We start from the raw sequence: 19547 nt of genomic DNA, 5'->3' as shown, positions 1-19547 counted from the left end.
TTTTTAATTTACAGGTTCTAAACCATCTTTAATTAAAGTTCCAATAAATAATCTATCAAAAAAACCTTTTAAAATTGCTGGAAAATCAAAATAAAATAATGGATAAATAAATATAATTTGATCACATTCTTTTATTAAAACATTTAAAAAATTCTGTAAATCTGGACAAACACTACCATAACCAAATTTTTCAAACTCTTCTGAACTTAAAACAGGTTTAAAATTCATTTTATTTAAATCTCAAATCTTAAATTCCTTATTCTTTATTTTTAAACCTTCGATAATAGCATCAGCGATAGCATGATTAAAACTATTTTCTTTTGGGTTTGCAATTACAATAACTGTCTTCATAAAAATACTCCTAAAAAATTAAATACATAAAATATTTATATCTTAATATTTTTTTTATTTAATATCTAATATTTAATATTTTGTATTTTTTTATTTTTAAAATAAAAAAATAAGCATATTTTTAAGCTTATTTTAAAACTAAAATATTTCTTTACCTACTTTATTTTTTTTGAATCAGATAATTTTTTTTCTCATTCTTTTCTTAAATTTTCATTAGTTTCTAACTCAAAAGAATTAATTTTTTTTTTCTTCTTTTTGAATTAGTTCTATCTTTTGTGGTTTTTCTTCTTTTCTATTAAATAAGAATAGAAGATTAATATTTAATATATATACTAATAAATCTGGAATATTGACATATAATATTATGTTTCAATCAATTTTTAAAAGTAGTAAAATAAGATTTATAAATAGCATTAAAATTATAAAATTTAAATTAAATATAAAAGTATAAATTGGGTTTTTTTCATTTTTATTTTCCTTTTTGTTAATTATTCTTCAAGTTTTTTTATGAAATTATTAATTTCATTTGCGGATATAAATGATGAATCATTTTCATTATTTACATTACCTTTATTTGCTCTTTCCAATTCTAGCTCTTTTGCCATTCTTTCAAGTTCAATTTGCTTATTTGCTCTTTCCAATTCTAGTTCTTTTGATAATTTTTCTAATTCTAAATTATTATTAATTTTTTGAGCATTTAAATTAGAGGCATTTTGCTCTAATTCTAATTGTTTTCTCATTTGTTCAAGTTCAAGTTGCTTTTTTGTTTTTTCTAATTCTAAGTTATTTGAAGTTTGATTGAATTCCAATTCTTTTTTAAATTTTTCTAATTCTAAATTAGTCGCTGTTTTTTCTAATTCTAACTGTTTTTTCAACTTTTCTAGTTCAATTTTTTTTCTAATTTTTGTAAATTCTAAATCATCCTCAATACTTTGATCATCTTCATATAAAGATTTGTCAATTACTTTTTGTTTCTTCGGTTTTACAACAAAATCATTTGTAAAAATATTTTCAACAGGTTCTTCTCTTTTGTGAGAATAACTTTCATGTTGAGGAATATTAATTGTTATATTACCATAACTTACTCCTGGAGTAAGCGAACTAAATACATTTTTTGGTTCATTTGAGAAAGTTGTATTTAATTTTGTTAATTCTTCTCTTTGTTTTGGAAATCCTGATGAATTAGTAGTTTTTGTAAAAATAGCAGGAGTTTCATAAAAATTATTATTATAAATTCTGTTATTATAATTTAGATAAAAACATAATTGTTGAGCTTCATCCATTGAAAAAAACCTATTTACTACATTCATATCTTTATCAATTACATAAAAACTATTTTCTCTTCAAAAAACGTAATACATATATACCTACCTCCGTGTACTGAAATAACTTATTTTTTTTACTAAAAAATATTGTTATTTCTATTAATTTCTATATAATTATATCATTTTTTTATAATTTTTAAACTTTAAATACATATAATTTACTCAATAAAAAATGACATAATTTTATTAAAATTATGTCATTAAAAATATTAAGTTATATATTTAAATAGTGCAACAGAAGTTTCATCAGTTTTAACTAGATTTTCACCTTTTATTTCAAAGATGATATTAATAAAATTAATATTAAAATTTATAAACAAGTTCTTATCTTCATATGTATAATTTTTGCTTGTAACATATAAGCCATCTTCTTTTTTATTGATAAGATACTATTCATTTTATTATCTTGAATAAAATCATATTTATAATCTGAATTATTTTGAGGTTTTATAACATTTTCATAAGTTCCAGATGAGTTACCACTATCATTAATTTGAAAAATAAAATCTCTTTGTTTTCCAGTATTTAAAATTTTATCTTTATACTTAGAAAAAGAAGTCGTTGTAGTATCATTTAAACTCAATGAATTATTTAGATTTTGAGAATCGTCGCTTCCTTCTTCCATAGCTTCAAATTTATTTCATAAATTATCTACTGAATTTTGAAAATAAGTACTAGTTCCACTCATATTTAAAATAGAGTTTTTAAAAGTTCCCCCACTTTGTGAATTTTTATAATCCAATGCTTTTATACCAAAAACTTTTTGAAATTCAGTAATTCCTAAAATTGCATTATTTAATACTGAATTAAAAAACTTACTTTCTTTTTGATATATATTCTCTTCTTCATTATTTATTGCAAATGAAATATATACATAAAAATCATTTAAAGGATATACATAATTTAATGAATCAAAATTTATTTGAAAGCCAGTAATTTGAATTTTTGCAAGCATTATTGATTTACTTAATTTTTTAGCAACATTATCATTTAAATTAAATTTTTTATCTATTAAATATGTATTTATTTTTTCCAAATAATCACCATGTCATTTTGTCAAATTATTTTCACTTGAAGAAGGTGTATTTAGTAAATAATTTTCTAATTCAATTGTTGTATTATTTTCACTATTTCTCTCACTAAATATTGATGGGTATAATTGATTAAAAGCTATTTCCTCCGGCTTGTAAAAAGTGGCATAAGTATTTTAAAATGTTTCAATTGTAGAAAAACTGTTAAATATAGAATTTTTATTGCTAAATTCTAAAGGTATATTTGAACCTAATTCATTAAAATAAGTACTATTTACAAAATTAATCAATTTCTCTTTAAAATTTTCTTTTGTATTTAAATTTGCAGAAACTTGATCTGAACTTAAATTATGCATTCATGGTAAAAGTTCCGGTGCTGAAAAACCAAAAAAACTAGAATCTAAAAACGCAGAATCTAAAACAGATTCCAAAAAGTTTAATTCAATATTATTTTGAAAATTTTTTGAAGCATCAATTAATGCTTCTTGTGAAGAAATAACAAAATTATATTTTTTTTCAAAACTACCAATTTGTTTAACTTTTAGTGCATCAAGATATTTATAATTTACTTTGATATTTAATATTATGTTTCCATTAAATGCATCAGCATTTTTATTTTGATTTTTTAGGTCATTTTGAAGTTGTTTACTTGTATAGTTCATTTCTACATTTGAATAATCAATTGAAATACTATCAAAAAAAATTCCTGATGAATTTTTAATTATTGAAAATTCTGTTGAATTTGATAAAAAATTAATATTTTTTTCCAATTCATCTATTTTTATCAGTTTTTCAAAATTATTAAAAAAAATTAATTTTAATTCAGCACTGTTTTCTAATTGATCCAGATTTAAAATGACTTTTGAATTTTCTTCATCTCTGTAATTTTCAACTAATTTAATAATATTTTCTCTAGTGAAAAATTTTAAATTTGAAATTGTGGGAGACTCAGAAAATTGAAATAAGTTATTTAAAAAATTAGAGTTATCTCAATGATCTTCAATAATTGTAGAAATTCTAGTTTTTAATACTTCAATTTTATCTTCTACAACTTTTACAGTATTTGCTTCTTGATTATTTTCTGCTTCTTTATTACCACATGAAATAACATAAAAAACAGGTGCAAATAATAATGAAAAAACTGAAAAAATATTTAATATCTTTTTAATAATAAAACCTCATTTCTTTTATGAAAATTAACCATTCCATATAAAGTAATTTCCTAAATTACTTGAATTATATCCAGTTCCTGGATTTCTATAACTATATCAATTACCCACATCAAAACGAATATTTAATAAATCAAAACTAAATTTTATATTTGTTAAAGTACTATTGTTAGGAGTTCTTAACAAATAAATACCTTTATTTTCTGATGTATCATAACTTCATGTAGCAATTATATTACCTATTAATGGATTATTTTGAGTTAAAGGAGCTCCACTTTCAAAAAAGCCTCAATTAAAACTTGATTGATATGTTATTTCTAATAATTTTTTATAAAATTTATTAATTTCTGGAGTTGAACTTGTACTATCTTGATATCTAAGAGATAAAAAATTATTTATTGTTGAATTATAAAATTGATCTGTTGCGCTAGTTACATTTTTTCAAAAATTTCATAAATTATCAATATCACTTGGAAATTCGCTATATTTTCCATTAAATCTTACAAATGGAAAACCTGTTTCAATTAATTTTTCTTGATTTTCTCCATAAATACCTAATCTCTCTTAAATTCCAAATAATTTTTGAAAATTTTGAATTGCAAGGATTGTATTATCAAAAATACTTAAGAATAAATCTGAATAATAGTGTAATTATTACTTTTTTCAAGCATTGATAAAACATTATCATTATTATTTGACGTAATAGAAACATATGTAGAAAAATCTTCAATTGGTATTATATATTCACTTGTTAATTTAATCTCTATTTTATCAAATGAAATTTTTATGTACCCTGCTGATCTCAAAATTTGTTGTGTAAAAGGATCAAGAGTTTTATAACCCTCTGTTGCAATTTCACTTTTTGCAATATCAAGTTTATTTCTAAAATCCTTATCACCAATATCATTGCTTGTGCTTTTTTCCTCTAGACTATCTAAAAAATTAATAAATTTTGCATCATAAATTTTTTTATAATTTTCAAATTCAAGTCCTAAATTTAATTTTAAAATATTTTTTGTATTATCGTCTAGTGTAGAAAAATCTGAATTTTTAGAAAAAATTAGATTATATAATTTAACACCTTCTGGTTTAATAGCATTCACCAATGAAATTGAAGCATTTTTTAAATAACCTTCAATTGAAGTCGAATTCTCAACTACTTGTGTATTTTGAAATATATTTTCTAAATTTGGTAATCCTTGAAAAAATTTATTTTGCAATTGCTCATTAATTTCTGTTTTAAATTTATTAGGAGTGAATAAATTTTTTATTGAATTATAATTAGGTTTTAAAATTTTTCCTTTATTTGTTATATCAGAATAAGAAAGTCCATTTTTAGAATCTGTTATCATTGTTTGATCAAGTCAACCATATTGAAAACTTGATGTATCGTATTCTTTTAATAAAAAAGTATCAATTTGTTTAGTAAAATTTTTAACATTTCCTAAAACAGCTTCACCACTTGAAATATTAAATGTAAATTTTTTACTGTATTCATATGTTTCTTGAATTTTATTAGCATTAATATACTTAATATTAAAATTAAAATTCATTTTTACATATGAGCTAAAACCAATTGAAACATTTCCAGAAGTAACATAATTTATTTTAAAATTATTTTCATCAATTGAATAAGATGGTAAAACATCACTAATTCCTTGAACAATTGAATTATATTTGTTCTTATTTATTTGTGAATTTAATGTACTTGAAAGACTTGAAAAACTAATTAAGTTCTCAAAATCATTTCTTAAATTTGCTTGTTGAGTAGTATTTAATTGTGAATATTTAGTTATTTTATTATTACCATTAGCACTAACAATCATTGTTAATGCATCTCTTTGTAAAAATTTATTTTTACTTTCAGTTGTTGATCCAACTGAAATAAACAAATTATCTATTTTTGTTTTTACAAAATTTTCAATAATAGTTGAAATATCTGTTTTATAATTCTCAATTAATTGCAATAAAGCACCAATACTATCTTCATTTGTTTCTTCATCTGATGTTCCACAACTTACAACAAAAGCTAATGTTGGAGCACTTACAATGGAAAATGTACTCAATAATGTCAATATTTTTTTCATTCTACACCTCTAAATAATTAACTACAAAAACTTATAATATTATTATTAAAAATATTTTACATTTTTAAAATATTTTTAATATAATTCTTTAAAAGAAATTATAATAAAAATTAACTATGTTTATTATAATCTTCAATTGCCTTATGAATTGATTCCATATTTATTGGAATTTTTCTTAAATTTTTTATAGGTAAATTTTGTTTAACTAAATAAAGGAATAAATAGTTAATTTGTTTATATTTTCTAATAGAAATTGTAACTGCATTTTCTTCATTATCAAATTTATAAAATTCAATATCTAATGTATTTAAAAATTTTACAAAACCTTCTTTATCAAAAGAATCATTTAATAAAATTTTATATTTAGTATAAATATTTAATTTTTCTGTAGACCCTTCAAATAATAACTCTCCACTATCAATTACAACATAATATTCAATAATATCAAATAACTCATCAATATTATGAGAAGTAATAATAACAGTTTTACCACTTTTTTTAAATTTATTAGTAATTTTTTCAATTTGTTTCTTCAATATGAATCCAAGTTTGCACTAGGTTCATCAAGTATTATAATATTTGGATCTTTTATAAAAGCCAAAATTAAATTAACTTTATTTTTCATTTCTTATGAAAAATTTTTCAATTTTTTATTTAATGATTCTTCAAGTTCAAAAAAATTTACTCAATATTCAATACTTTCTTTTACATAAGTTTTTCGAATTCCCATAATAATACACATTGTTTTTAAATAACTATATAAGCTTACATTTATTAAGGAAAAATCAATTTGCGTATAAAAACCAATATCTTTATTAACAATAAAACCTTTATTTTTTTAATTTTTACATTATTCACTTTAATTTCACCTTGGTATCTTTTTAAAGCACCAATAATTGAATTTATAAGAACTGATTTACCACTTCCACTACTTCCTAAAATTGCTGTAATTGAAGAACTATTTATTGAAAAAGATAATTCTCCAATTTTATTTTTTTTGAATTTTTTCAAATAAGTTGAAACTTCAATAGCATTTTTAGAATCAGACGAAATTAAATTTTGAATATCTTGATTTTCTAATATTATTTCTTCATTTACATTTTTTTCTTCCAAATTTTCAAACATACTTTTTTTCCTTTCTATTTAAAATTAATTAAATTGAATTTAGCAACTGCATATATTAAACAAAATAATGCAAATATAAATAAGATAATTATGTAATAAATAGGATTTATATAGTTATTATATGTATCCTTTTCAATTACTTCTTCACTGTTAAGTTTAAAAGTATATTGAGGATAAGCTAGAAATAAATTTTTTTGAGCTTCAAACTCTATTTTTGAAGTTGAAAATACATCAAATCAAAAATCATCATATGAAAAACCTGAATATAGAGTATAACTTGTTAATAGTTGTGAAAAAAGATTAACAAATAGTGTTCCATTTAGCACTTTTCTTGAGTTAACATACTTATTTCAATCTGTATCAGTTTTATTAATTTGACTTTCAGTTAAAATAATGTACCTGCTTGTATAATCAATGAAATATTGTTCTAAAATTCTTGATGCAAATAATAATGAAAAATACATTTCATTTACAAAATTATCTGCAATTCCACTTTCTAAAGTTAAAGTATTTGAGTTATTTCTTCCTACAAGTTCATATTTATAAATAGAATCAATATCATCTTTTCCTAAATCTATTTCATTATTTGCTTGAGTCATTGTTGCTTTATTTATAAAAATAAAATCTTTTAACAATTCGTTTTTCTGTTGTTGAAAAATTCTGGGTCATTGATTTGAATCTGTAGAAGATGATCCACCAATTTCTTTTACAATTTCATTTTTAAAATTATATAGGTCATTTAATACATTTTTCTGATCTATATTTATTGAAGAATCAATTCTTACTTTTAATTCATCTAGAGAAATAAAAGTATTATTTAAACTAATAGAAATTGTTACATCTGAAAATGTATCAAAATCAGCATAATCGTTTGGAATTGAATTCAATCTACCAGAAAATGTTGAAAAACTATATGGCTCTGTTCTTGTAATACCAAGTCCATTAATTCCTCATAAATAATCAATTCTTTGTGCAATTATTGACTCATCATCATTAAAAGTAGCAAAAGAAAAAGAATTTGATATAAAAAAGTCATTAATATATTTTGAAAGATATTTGTATCTTATTTTTCCCTCATTTACATTCTTTTGAAGGTCAAAAGTTTCATATATATCAGGAACATAGTATAATGGATTTTCGCCATTATAATTTACTCCTAACCTTAAACGCTCTTCTTTTTGTTCATTAAAAGTTGTTGGTAAATTTGCAATAAAAGAAAAGGCTAATAATAAAGTACAAATGATTGTTGTTGATTGAAGTGAAAATGTAAAAATTAAAAAAATTACAAAATTCATTATTAAAAATGTGCTTAATAAGCCATAAACTAAAAAAACTGTAGTAACTCTAAAAACTAGTGAGATTAAATCTGAATTAAAAATAAGACTAATTATATTTACAATAAAATAACTAAAAAAATATTTGCAATCAAAGTAGTAAATATCACAAATTATTGACTAAAAAAGAATTTAGTTCTTGAAACTTGATTAGAGATCGCAATAAAAGTAGTTTTATCTTCAAATTTATTATAAAAATAAAACTGAATCATACGTAATGAAAATATAAATATAAAACATGATATATATATTAGAACAAAAAAATTAAAGAAAATAATAATATTTGCCCCAGTTGTTAAAAATCCACATAAAAATGCAAATATTAAAAAGAATATTACTAAAAAAATATTTAAAACAATAAATGATAATTCTTTTAAAATATTTTTTATAGTAAAAACAACTAAGTTAAAAAATGGAAAAATGGAATACTATCATATACTCTTGATTTTGTTGCCATAAAATTCCCCTAAAAATCTAAATAAAATAATTTATAAAAGTAAAAATAATTTATAAAGTAATTATACAATAATTTTCTCTTCTTTTAAACTGAGTTTTATTTAATATACTACTTGAAAAATAAAACTTAACTTTTCAAAAAAAAATGCAAAAACATTGTTAAAATTAATTTGTGGACAAAAAAACCAAGTGATTCGAGACACTTGGTTAAAACTATTTAAGGGTAAAAATAATAATTTTATTTGAATTTTTTTTTTTTTTTGTTGTTATACATACTTATTATAAAAAATATTAAATACTAACTTTTCAGTTAGTTTCCCTATCCCCACCCTACACATAAAAGATGATTAATCTTTTATGTCTTTTTTTGACACATAACTAACTTTCTATATTATATTTATTTTTTTGATTTTTTCTATTACTTTGCTGAAGTTAAAATTTATTTATTTTTTAATATTAAAATGATTTTTACTAGTTTTTATGAATGATTTTCATTAATTAATCTTTGTTGTAAAAATTTTTTTCAAATTTAAAAAAATCAAAAAATCAAAAAATCAAAAAAAAATTAAGTTATAATAAATTTTGTTTATTATTTTTAATAATAAAGGGAAAATAAAACCTAGAGTATCACTACTCTAGGTAAAAACTATTTAAGGGTAAAATAATTTTAAATTTAGCAACTTTTAAATTGATTTACAGGTACTTATTTGCTTTTTTTAAAAAGCTATTACAAGCAGCATTTAACTTGTATTTTTCCTAATCCCACCCAAACACCCACAATTTTAAGTATTTTTAAATATAAATAAAATTATCCAAAAAAACACTTAAAAAATTTATATTAGTATTGAAAAATACATATTTAAATCAGTTAAATTTGAATTTAAATTACTTTTTTGTTATATTAATAATGTCCTTAGGGACACTTATGTCGTTGTTATAAGCCCTCCCAAGTTTATGATAACTTTTGGAAATATATCTATTATAAAGATTAATTAATATTTCATTTATTTAAAATTTGTATTTATACAATTAAATTTAATGAATTTATCAAATAATATTTATAAATTCCATTATTAATTTAGCTTCTCATCTTGAGAAGTTTTTTATATTTATTAAATTTTATTTTGAAATTTTTTTATAATAGTTTTTTGACATCATTATGTTACTTAAAAAATTATATAAATAACTAAATGCAATCATGATACTTACAATTAAAACAAACGCAATTATAAATCATACAGCACCACTAAGACCTAAAGGACCTTGATGATGTACATCCAAAAAGAAATAAGGATAAAATATATTTCTTACAACCTCACCATTTTCTTCTTTATAATAAAGATCTGAATTTGAACCATATCTTAATTCACCTCTAAGCATTGCAAAAATACAATATCCTAAAACTAAAGTAAATTGTGTTCAAAATTTTTTAATAAAAAATTGATTTAAACTTATTTTTTCTTTATTTGCCATAAAAAATATTACATAAATAACAAATGCAATTGGTGTAATCATATGATCAACAACAGTTACATATCTATCAAAATGTGCTTTTGGAAACCCAGTATCTATTGGTACTAAAACAAAATTATAAACAAGAAAAGTTACAGTTATCATTGTAGCTAAACTATTTGCTGTAGTATGACTTAGAAATTTAGTTTTTCCTTCATTTTTATGATTGAAACCAGCATATAAAAATCAAACTTGAACAAAAACATTAGATAATAATGTAAACGTTGTAAAAAAATCAATTGTATATATTTCATAGTTTCCTGAATAGTTATTTATTACTTCTGAACCATCAATTATTTTATAAAGATAACAAGAAAATATTGTTATAAAAGATAAAAATCCAAAAAATAATTTATAGTTTATTTGAAAGTTAAAAGCTTTCATATTTACCCCCTAATGATTTAATTTTATATATTAATGAAAAAAAATTAATATATTTTTTTTCTAAAAGTAAAGTTAAAATTTTTTTATCTTTAGTAAAAAAATATTTAATTACTTTTTTATTATATTGGTTTAAATTTAAAATGCAATCTTTTTAAATTATAATTTTTATAAATTAAAAAAAATATAAAAATTATAACTCTTATCTACTTTTAAAATAAATATTAGTATTTCAGGATTATTTCCTATAGCATCAACACTAATTAATTTGTTATAATTTATGAATGGAAACAAATAATGAAATTAGAAAAATTAGAAAATTAATACTTGCTGGACTAATTATTAATTTTATTGTTATAGTATTAATTTTTATTACATTTGTTCAATAATTAATAAACAATGATGAAATAAAAAATATTTGAGATTTATGAAAAATATTTAAAATATTTTTTTATTATTTTCAACAGTATTACAAATTATCAGTTTTGCTTTAGTTACAATAAAATATTTAAAAAAATAAGTGTGTTTCATTATGAAATGTTATTTCAACTTGTATATCTTTTAATTTAATTAGTGGAATACTATTTTTAATAGCTTATTTAAAAAATTAAAAAAGAAAATAATGCAATTAAAATATAAAATTGCATTATTTTTTTATGAAATTATATGGAAAATTAAATTCTAAAAAAGTTTTTCATCCAGGATTTGGGCTATGATTTGGATAAATTTTTCAATATTCATTTTGTGCTTCTTTATAGTTTCTTCCACCAATAAGTTTATTTCTAACCAAATACATGAAAACAATGCTAGCACTCCTATTTACTCCTCATACACAGTGAACATATATTTTTTTATTTAGAATATTTAATTCTATTTGATTAATTGCATCATTTATAAGACTAATATCCATATCTTGAATATTTGGATAATCTTCAAAATTATAATATATTGATTTTACACTATTTTTTATAATTTTTTTGGCTTCATTTGAGTCATTGATATCATTAAAAATTTCTTCAGCACAACTTAACACTAAATCAGCATCATTTGGAATTGTTTTCATTCCACCTAAATATAAATTATTAATTATTTTTTTATACATATTTTCTTCTCCTAATTTTTAAAGTAAAATTGGTAAAAAGTTATTAAAAAATTCAAAATCAGTATCAAAATATAAAAAATCTAATTTGGTATTACTTTGATCCAAAATATTTTTATTTTTTAGAATTTCAATATATATATGAAACTCATTATCTTTAAATTTTTCCAAAAAAAGAATTGGCCCAAATTGTAAACTTGGTTTTAATTTTGTTAATCCCAATTGACTGTCCCTTTGTGAATAAGAATCTAATAAAACTTGTTTTTCTTCAATAGTTTTATTTGTTAAATCTAAATAAAGAGTTAAATCTTTTTGATTACTTGCCTTGTATAAAAAATCAATTTCATTAAATTTAATATATAAATTTATAAATTTATAATTTGTATTTAAATAATGAATTTTAAAAATACTTTCTAATTTTATTTGTTTAAATTGATGTTCAACAGTTACATCTTTTGGTTCATAAAATTCTATTTGTGTACAACCAGATTTTGTTAATATCTCATTAATTTTTTTGAAAAAAACATTTTTATTCATAAAACACTCCCTTTTATTATTGTATATAAAAAAGCACCATAAAAAGTGTTTTATTTCATTTTTATACTTTTTTCTTTTTACTTCTAATTATATTAACAGTGTAACTTATTCCAATAATTAAAATTGAAGAGCCAATTACTCCAAGAACAATAATTACTCAAGTTTTTACAGAATATGAATTTGAAGTTGAAGTTTGTTTATAATCTCCAAAAATATTACCAGAATACATTTCTTTATAGGAAATATCATTACTATAATTTGTATTTCTGTTCTCATTTAATCTACTTCCAAAAGCATCAATTGCATGTCCATATTCATGAATTAGAACATTATATTTTATAGGTGAACTTCAAAATCCCATTTTATAATTACTATTAAATTCTTTAATTGTTAAACTAACTCCTGTCAAAACTATATATGAGTATGTAGTACTAGCATATTTACCAGTAGCTCTATTTGTATAACCTGCAGTACTTGTATAACCCATTGTTCCATTTGAAGCGCCAATTAGCGGGTAATCGGGTGATATTATAAATCCTGTTAGTAGATTTCTAACTCAAATTTCATTTTCAATTAAAGATGAAAGAATATTATATAAAAATAAAGTTAACTGTTTTAAATTTTTTGTATCTGTTGTTGTTCATTTTTCTGAATCATTAAAGTAACTAGGAATACTTATTAAATAATTTTCTTCTAAATTATCATAAACTTTTTTAAAAGGTAATCTGCTAACTCCTTCATTATCAATTGAATATTTAACTAATTCCTTATCTAATTCATCAAAATTTTTAAAATTATTTTTATTAAAATCATTAAATTTTTGAATAGATGCTTCACTTGCACGGGTATAGTTATCATTAATTCAAGTTTTAATTATTTCAAATGTTTCTAATACTGATTGATTATTTGTTTGCTTAGCAATGTAATTTAATGCTCCATTATAGTTAGAACTTCCTTTTCAATAAGATTGAGAAAAAATTAAATCTGTTGTTTGATACTTTAGATCAACTGGATTTGAATCTTTTACCTCTAAATTGATATTGTATTTTATAGTTGAAATATTATTAGAAACTAAATTAACAATAGTTTTTTCAGCATTAGTATCTTGATCTTTTAAAATTGCACCTGTTTTCAAAAGTTCAGGAAGAATATTTGTAAAAAAATTATTTGTTATTTCTCAACTTTTATTTTTTAATTCATCCGGTGTATCTAATCATTTTGCAAAAGATTCTGCAAAAAACTCTGCATCACTACTTGAGCCATAAATACTTAAATTTATTGTTGAAGCTAATAAATTTTGAATTGAAAGTGCACTTATTGATTCACTTTTTTTTGAAAATTGATTTTTTAGATTTTCCAAAACTTCATTAGAAATTTCTACACTATTTGCAAAAAAGTATTTCAAAACTCTTCCATAATACATTACTGTTTCTTCACCATTAACTGTAGTTTTAGGAACTATAAAATTATTATATTCAATTTTTTCATCACTTTCTAAATTGTTAATAATTCTAAGTTTCTTTATATAATCTATATTAGTTTTTGCTTCATTAATAAATTCAGATGTGTATAAAAATGATGAAGATAAACTTCCTACAACTCCAAAAAAAATTAAAAACTTTTTCATTTTTATTTATCCCCTTTTAATAATGAATTTATTATATTGTAAAAGTATTCAAAAATATTTTTCATTTTATCAATTTGTTTTTTATTTATATTTGCTAAAATAGAAAAAAGGAATGATTTGGTATGAACTATGAAAAAAGTTTAAAAAAAATAAAAAAATATCATTATAATTGATTTAATATTACTTTAACTATTATATTTTTTCCTATTGTTCTTTTAATGAGCTGATTATGTGTTCTATTATTTCTTGGCTATCTCTTTAAATATCAAAGAAGTGGAAAAAACAAACACAATATAGAACTAAATACTTACGAACATCTTATTTATGATTTAAAAGTAAAAAATATTGAAAACTTTAATATTTCAGAAGAACAAATAAAGGAATTTAATATTGGATTGTTTAAAGAACAAATAAGTGCATTAATTGTAAGAAATAAAAATTCAAATAAGTGAGTAATTGGATTACATGGTTTTAAGAGAAATAAATATATTGGTTTAAGAAATGTATCCCATTTTTATGAACAAGGATATAATATAATAACTTTTGATGCTTATGCTCATGGTAAAACTTATGGAACAAAATCTGATTTTGGTTGATCAAATTCAAAAATTTTAAATGAAGTTATAAATTGAGTTAAAAGTTGTTATAAAGTTGAAGAAATTGGAGTTTTTGGAGTTAGTATGGGTGCTTCCTCAGCATTATACTTTGCAAATAAATACTATCAAAATAATAAAATTGATTGAATGATTGCAGATTGTGGATTTGCTGAAGCAGTCCCTCAAATTAGATTTTTTTTAAAAAAATATTTGAAGCTTCCATGATGACTGATGTCATTAGGAATTAATTATAATTTTAGAAGATATACTCAATCAGATATTAAAGATGTAAATTTACTACTAGTTAATCAAAATATAAGAGACTTAAAAATTTTATTTATTCATGGTAAAAAAGATGATTTTATAATGTATCATAATTCAATTGTAATGCACTATTTAAAAACTAAAATTGAGTTAAAGCCAATTAGTCAAATAGTGATTTATGATAATGCAAAGCATTCTAGTTCAATGCATATGAATTTAGAAAACTATAAAAATACTACTTTAAGTTTTATTAAATAAAAAGTGAGCTCAAAAACTCACTTTTTTAATATTTTTTAAAACAATCTTTAAAATAATGTTTACATTATTTGATGAAAAATTTCTAAAAATAATAATTCTAACGCAATATTTCTATAAAAGAAACTTGAGTTATCAAATTCAAAGTCTATTAATAATGTTTCTTGAAATGAATTTTCCATTTTTTGAACTTGTCTTGAAGTAGTAATTAAATAACAATTTGAATTTTTATTTACATCATTATTAAATTTTCTAATTAAAGTATCATTATCCCTACCTGCTAAAATTAATATATTTACTAATGAATTTTCATCAGCAATTGGATTACCAAGTAAACTATATTCTTGTTCAATAATAACTGTTACTTTTCCAAGCATTAATAAAAGCTCGAATAGATATTTACTTGCAAGCCTTGATTGATAAGAAGAATATATTTTCACAAATTTAACATTAATTAAATTCTTAGAAATTTTTTTTATAAAATTACTATTTTCTTTTATTCATTCACCTAATGAGTAAATAAAGTTTTCAAATTTAAATTCATCAAAATTTTCATTTTTAAAACTATAATGATTGTACTCTCTTTTAAGTTCAAACAATAATTCTCTATATCCTGAATAACCTAATCCTTTTGAAAATTTAGTTATTATTGAATTAGAAACAAAACATTCTTTACTCAAAGTTTCTTGATTTTTAAAAGCACCTGTTTGCCAACAACTTAAAATTTGATTTGCTATTAATTTAAATGTTGTATCTTTAAAATCTTTTGAGGTATTTTCCAATTTTTCAAATATTGATTCCATATTTTATTTACATCCTTACATACAATAATTATAAGGTAATTATATTATTTTATGTTATAAAATAGATTTTAATAATTTTTATAACATAAAATAAAATCTAGAATTTAATAGTAATTTAATATATAATAAATTTATGTTTAGGGAAGAACTTAACGGAGGTAACACAATATGGCAAAGTCAAGTAAAAGAGACGTATCTTCTACTGAGATTAGAGATTCTTTAAATAATTTAAAAAATACAAGTGATTTAGCTTTTGAAAGAATTGAAGAAGTTATTACAGATTTGCTTGAGCAAAATAATGCTTTAAGAGAAGAGCTTGAAGAATATAGAGCAAAAGTTGCAGATATACTAGGAAGTTTATAGTATATAAAAACAAATAAAAAAACTTATAGGTTTATCTATAAGTTTTTTTTCATTAAATTTTATACTGATTAAAATACTTTAAATTTTTATATAAGATAACACATTAATAAAAAATACTAATAAGATCAATTATATATATAAACTTAACAGTGAATAAATCGTTTAAACTCTTTTTAATGATATTTTTGCTTGATCTTTGTTATCATCGATTGAAATAACATAACCGTCAACTTCTTGCCCTACTGTTACATAGTCAGAAACATTAGTCACAAAGCTATCAGCTATTTCAGAAATATGAATTAACCCTTTGTAAGTTTTTCCATCGATACTTGCATCACAAAATGCACCAAAGTCAACAATTTTAGTAATAGTTACTTTTACAATTTTATCCATGTGTTTTCTCCTTTACTCTAACTATACATTAAAATAAACTGAAAAAAACAAATTGTTTGGAATTTTTTCCTAAAAGTAAAGTATTTTATATTTTATAAACTACTTTATATACTTTTATTATTAAAATATATCTATAGAAAGAAAAGAGTAAAAAATATGAATTTAATTGTAAAAAATGATTATGAAGAAATGAGTGAATATACTGCAAAAATTTTATATGATATTTTAATAACAAACGAACCATTAAATATTGCTTTAACTGGGGGTAAAACACCAATTAGAGCTTATGAAATTCTTGCAGAAATGTTAAAGAATAAGAAAATTGTAAATAAAAAAATTTATAATTTTGATGAAATCGAATATAAAAATAGTGAAATAAAATTTGGTGCAACTAAAAATGAATTAAGACAGATAATTTTAGATAAAATTGATTTATCTCAAAGTAGTTTTATTCATTTAAATACAAAAAATTATGAACAATGAAATGATATTGTTAAATCTAATGGAGGTTTAGATATTATTTTTATTGGTTTAGGGGCTGATGGGCATTTTTGTGGAAATTTATCAGGTGAAGTGGAATTTGGATCCAAAATAAGACTTATTAAAATCCCTCAAAATTAATTAAGTAGTTTGGAAGAAAGTTTAAATTTAAAAGAAAAAATTAGTGGTGATTTTGTAACAATTGGTCCTAGAGAAGTTATGAGCAGTAAAAAATTAATAATGATTGCCAATGGAACTTCAAAAAAAAGAAGCAATTAAAATGATGCTTTCTGAAAAAATTAGTGAAAAATGATCAGCAACTATTTTAACTTTACATAATAATTTTGATTTAATAGTAACAAAAGATTGTATTGATTAAAAAAGTCGAGTATTCCCTATACAAAATTTATATGGGTTTTTATTTATTAAAAACAACATCTTTAATAAGGTTAATAATAAATATTATTAATCTTATTTTAGATGTTCACTAAATAGCCGTAAAAAAACTATAATTCATATGTTTCTTTAAAATTTTTAAATCAATTAAATGATTTTTTCTTAAATCTATCTCCAGTTCCATTATGATAATCATCATAATCAACATAAATTAATCCATATCTTTTTGACATTTCACAAGTTAAAGCAGCTACTAAATCAATAACTCCTCACATAGCATCTACACCATCATTTATTGCGTCATTTATTGCAATAAAATGTTCTTTCATATAATCGATTCTATAATCATCTTCAATAGTGTTATTTTCATTTAATTTCTCATCAACACCAAGACCATTTTCTGAAATAAATAATGGTAAATAATATCTATCTCATAAATCATTTAAAGTATATCTTAACCCTTGACCATCAATTTGTCATCCTCATTCACTTGCTTTTAAGAAAGGATTTGCACTCATTCCTAATAAGTTTCCCCCAGTTTTTTGTGTTTTTTCTTTTGAAACTGTTCCTGACATATTAATGATGTTGTTATTTCATCTAAAACAAGTAAATTAGGTTCATTTAATAATGAAATTAAAAATTTAAATTTTTGTTGTTGACCACCAAATATTTTTTTATAACTATTATTTTCTATATCAAGTAAATTAAATTTTTTAAAATAATTCATATGATTTTTTTGAACTTTATACAAACTGCAATATAAGTAAAATATTTCTTTTAAACTTATATCATTTACAAAACTTGATTCTTGAAAAACAGCATTTAAAATATATTTACTATCAAAATCTAAAATTCCTTTTTATGCTTTTCTTATTCCTAATATAATTTCAACAAGAGTTATTTTCCCAGAGCCGTTCAAACCCATTATTGCCAATTTTTCTCCACTTCTAATATTTAGTTTCTGAATGCTTATAATTTTTTTCTTTTTAATTGAATATTCTAGATTAGTAATTTTAAGCATATTTATCCTCCTTTGAAAATTTTCTTTTAATATTATTTGTATAAAGTTTCATGATTATGCTTTCTAATAAAAACATAATCCTAACTTCAATTTTGCTTTGCGTTATAGGTAAAATAAAAATTAGGTTGAAAAAATATATTATCTATGAAATTGGTTCTAAATATATTTAATAAATAAAAAAGTATTAGTAACAATAATCCATATAATAGTAAATTATATTTAAAATTTAATTATAAGTTTAAATAAATATACGCTTATTTTTTTTTTGAAATTAGACTTTAATTTATGCTTAATCAATTTTTATAATTAAAATTTTTCAGTATAAATATAGGTATTCCATTATTTTTAATTTCAATAAAATTTCTGACATTAAAAACTTTTAAATTTTTATTTAAAAAATATTTATTAATTTCACAAAGTTTCTGATTATCTATTACATAGAAGTAGTCTTCATTTACTTGCTCATCAGACTTAACTGAAAATTAAATTTTCTTTTATATAAATATTAGTATCTATAGATTTTACATATTTCATCTATTCTGTCTTTCGTATTAGAGTAAATCCAATTACTGATTGATTAAAATATTTATTTAATTTTAAAAAGTCAACAATTTTTTACGGTATCATTCCACCATAATCACAAGATCCTAAAAGTAAAGATTAAGCAATTAATGAAACATTTTGTGAAATTGCTCCTGCTTCTCAAAAAAAGTATTGTACTCAAATCTTGATATTTATACAAATTAATATTTTGATTAAAAAAATAAAAAAATATTAAAGACCTATTTTCTATATTTTTATTTAAAAAAATTATTTATCCAAATTAATTTCAGTTTGATTAACTAAACTTATTGAATGTGAATACTTATTATATTTATAAATTCCTTTATCCAAGTTATTAATTTTACTTGAATAAAAATATCTTGAACTTTTTCTTTTAAA

The 19547-nt window shown here is 20.7% G+C and carries 20 protein-coding genes and 2 pseudogenes; 5 read left to right on the top strand and 17 right to left on the bottom strand.

The window, feature by feature from the left end; genetic code table 4:
* Positions 1–3 precede the first annotated feature (3 nt).
* From STAIW_RS02615 to STAIW_RS02600, 4 genes are all read right to left on the bottom strand, one after another.
* Positions 4–351, bottom strand: a complete 348-nt coding sequence (locus STAIW_RS02615) for an NAD(P)H-dependent oxidoreductase (protein ID WP_053228507.1) — start codon at positions 349–351, stop codon at positions 4–6.
* A gap of 488 nt (positions 352–839) precedes the next feature.
* Positions 840–1712, bottom strand: a complete 873-nt coding sequence (locus tag STAIW_RS02610) for a hypothetical protein (protein ID WP_020834299.1) — start codon at positions 1710–1712, stop codon at positions 840–842.
* 274 nt (positions 1713–1986) lie between these two features.
* On the bottom strand, positions 1987–2736 hold the full coding sequence (locus STAIW_RS02605) for a hypothetical protein (RefSeq protein WP_020834298.1): 750 nt from the start codon (positions 2734–2736) through the stop codon (positions 1987–1989).
* Between the two features lie 147 nt (positions 2737–2883).
* On the bottom strand, positions 2884–3477 hold the full coding sequence (locus STAIW_RS02600; RefSeq protein WP_020834297.1) for a hypothetical protein: 594 nt from the start codon (positions 3475–3477) through the stop codon (positions 2884–2886).
* A 145-nt stretch (positions 3478–3622) separates the two neighbouring features.
* Here STAIW_RS02600 and STAIW_RS02595 point away from each other — a divergent pair, with 145 nt between their 5' ends.
* Positions 3623–3820 (top strand): hypothetical protein, encoded by a 198-nt coding sequence (locus tag STAIW_RS02595; RefSeq protein ID WP_041618841.1) that lies wholly within the window; start codon positions 3623–3625, stop codon positions 3818–3820.
* Positions 3821–3903: 83 nt separating this feature from the next.
* Here the strand turns inward: STAIW_RS02595 and STAIW_RS06195 are convergent, their stop codons facing one another.
* The 9 genes from STAIW_RS06195 to STAIW_RS02555 form a co-directional block, all read right to left on the bottom strand.
* A complete protein-coding gene (locus tag STAIW_RS06195) occupies positions 3904–4062 on the bottom strand; it encodes a hypothetical protein (RefSeq protein ID WP_169522260.1) in 159 nt (52 codons plus the stop codon).
* Between the two features lie 437 nt (positions 4063–4499).
* Positions 4500–5963, bottom strand: a complete 1464-nt coding sequence (locus STAIW_RS02590) for a hypothetical protein (protein ID WP_020834296.1) — start codon at positions 5961–5963, stop codon at positions 4500–4502.
* A 110-nt stretch (positions 5964–6073) separates the two neighbouring features.
* Entirely contained in the window at positions 6074–6499 is a 426-nt protein-coding gene (locus STAIW_RS02585) for an ATP-binding cassette domain-containing protein (protein WP_041618840.1), read from the bottom strand.
* A 238-nt stretch (positions 6500–6737) separates the two neighbouring features.
* Positions 6738–7088 carry an ATP-binding cassette domain-containing protein gene (locus tag STAIW_RS02580; protein WP_084676582.1) on the bottom strand — a complete coding sequence of 117 codons (351 nt, stop codon included), beginning with the start codon at positions 7086–7088 and terminating at the stop codon, positions 6738–6740.
* Between the two features lie 14 nt (positions 7089–7102).
* The gene (locus tag STAIW_RS02575) at positions 7103–8383 is read right to left on the bottom strand and encodes a hypothetical protein (protein WP_020834295.1); all 1281 of its coding nucleotides are present in this window, start codon (positions 8381–8383) and stop codon (positions 7103–7105) included.
* 1614 nt (positions 8384–9997) lie between these two features.
* Positions 9998–10774, bottom strand: coding sequence for a Pr6Pr family membrane protein (locus tag STAIW_RS02570; RefSeq protein ID WP_020834294.1), 777 nt, complete (start codon positions 10772–10774; stop codon positions 9998–10000).
* A gap of 643 nt (positions 10775–11417) precedes the next feature.
* Positions 11418–11873 (bottom strand): dual specificity protein phosphatase family protein, encoded by a 456-nt coding sequence (locus STAIW_RS02565; RefSeq protein WP_020834293.1) that lies wholly within the window; start codon positions 11871–11873, stop codon positions 11418–11420.
* 18 nt (positions 11874–11891) lie between these two features.
* Positions 11892–12407, bottom strand: coding sequence for a hypothetical protein (locus STAIW_RS02560; RefSeq protein ID WP_020834292.1), 516 nt, complete (start codon positions 12405–12407; stop codon positions 11892–11894).
* Between the two features lie 61 nt (positions 12408–12468).
* Positions 12469–14034: a hypothetical protein gene (locus STAIW_RS02555; RefSeq protein ID WP_020834291.1), complete on the bottom strand. Its 1566-nt coding sequence runs from the start codon at positions 14032–14034 to the stop codon at positions 12469–12471.
* Between the two features lie 122 nt (positions 14035–14156).
* Between STAIW_RS02555 and STAIW_RS02550 the strand changes: the two genes are divergently transcribed.
* Entirely contained in the window at positions 14157–15152 is a 996-nt protein-coding gene (locus STAIW_RS02550) for an alpha/beta hydrolase (RefSeq protein WP_020834290.1), read from the top strand.
* 59 nt (positions 15153–15211) lie between these two features.
* On the opposite strand, the gene STAIW_RS02545 is transcribed toward STAIW_RS02550, so the two are convergent.
* Entirely contained in the window at positions 15212–15952 is a 741-nt protein-coding gene (locus STAIW_RS02545) for a MurR/RpiR family transcriptional regulator (RefSeq protein ID WP_020834289.1), read from the bottom strand.
* 168 nt (positions 15953–16120) lie between these two features.
* Between STAIW_RS02545 and STAIW_RS02540 the strand changes: the two genes are divergently transcribed.
* Positions 16121–16315, top strand: coding sequence for a hypothetical protein (locus tag STAIW_RS02540; protein WP_020834288.1), 195 nt, complete (start codon positions 16121–16123; stop codon positions 16313–16315).
* Between the two features lie 162 nt (positions 16316–16477).
* Here the strand turns inward: STAIW_RS02540 and STAIW_RS02535 are convergent, their stop codons facing one another.
* A complete protein-coding gene (locus tag STAIW_RS02535) occupies positions 16478–16708 on the bottom strand; it encodes a S1 RNA-binding domain-containing protein (RefSeq protein WP_020834287.1) in 231 nt (76 codons plus the stop codon).
* Positions 16709–16864: 156 nt separating this feature from the next.
* On the opposite strand from STAIW_RS02535, the gene STAIW_RS02530 reads away from it, so the two are divergent.
* Together STAIW_RS02530 and STAIW_RS06680 are read left to right on the top strand one after the other, a co-directional pair.
* On the top strand, positions 16865–17329 hold the full coding sequence (locus STAIW_RS02530; protein WP_041618839.1) for a 6-phosphogluconolactonase: 465 nt from the start codon (positions 16865–16867) through the stop codon (positions 17327–17329).
* A gap of 9 nt (positions 17330–17338) precedes the next feature.
* Positions 17339–17467 carry a hypothetical protein gene (locus tag STAIW_RS06680; RefSeq protein ID WP_269077207.1) on the top strand — a complete coding sequence of 43 codons (129 nt, stop codon included), beginning with the start codon at positions 17339–17341 and terminating at the stop codon, positions 17465–17467.
* Positions 17468–17694: 227 nt separating this feature from the next.
* On the opposite strand, the pseudogene STAIW_RS02525 reads toward STAIW_RS06680, so the two are convergent.
* Positions 17695–18120, bottom strand: a pseudogene (locus STAIW_RS02525) (family 1 glycosylhydrolase); the annotation flags it as partial.
* Positions 18105–18509: pseudogene (locus tag STAIW_RS02520) on the bottom strand (ATP-binding cassette domain-containing protein). The pseudogenes STAIW_RS02525 and STAIW_RS02520, both read right to left, overlap by 16 nt.
* Between the last annotated feature and the right edge of the window lie 1038 nt (positions 18510–19547).

Source organism: Spiroplasma taiwanense CT-1, assembly GCF_000439435.1.
Lineage (GTDB): Bacteria > Bacillota_I > Bacilli_A > Mycoplasmatales > Mycoplasmataceae > Spiroplasma_A > Spiroplasma_A taiwanense.
This window is presented reverse-complemented; position numbering and strand designations above follow the sequence as displayed.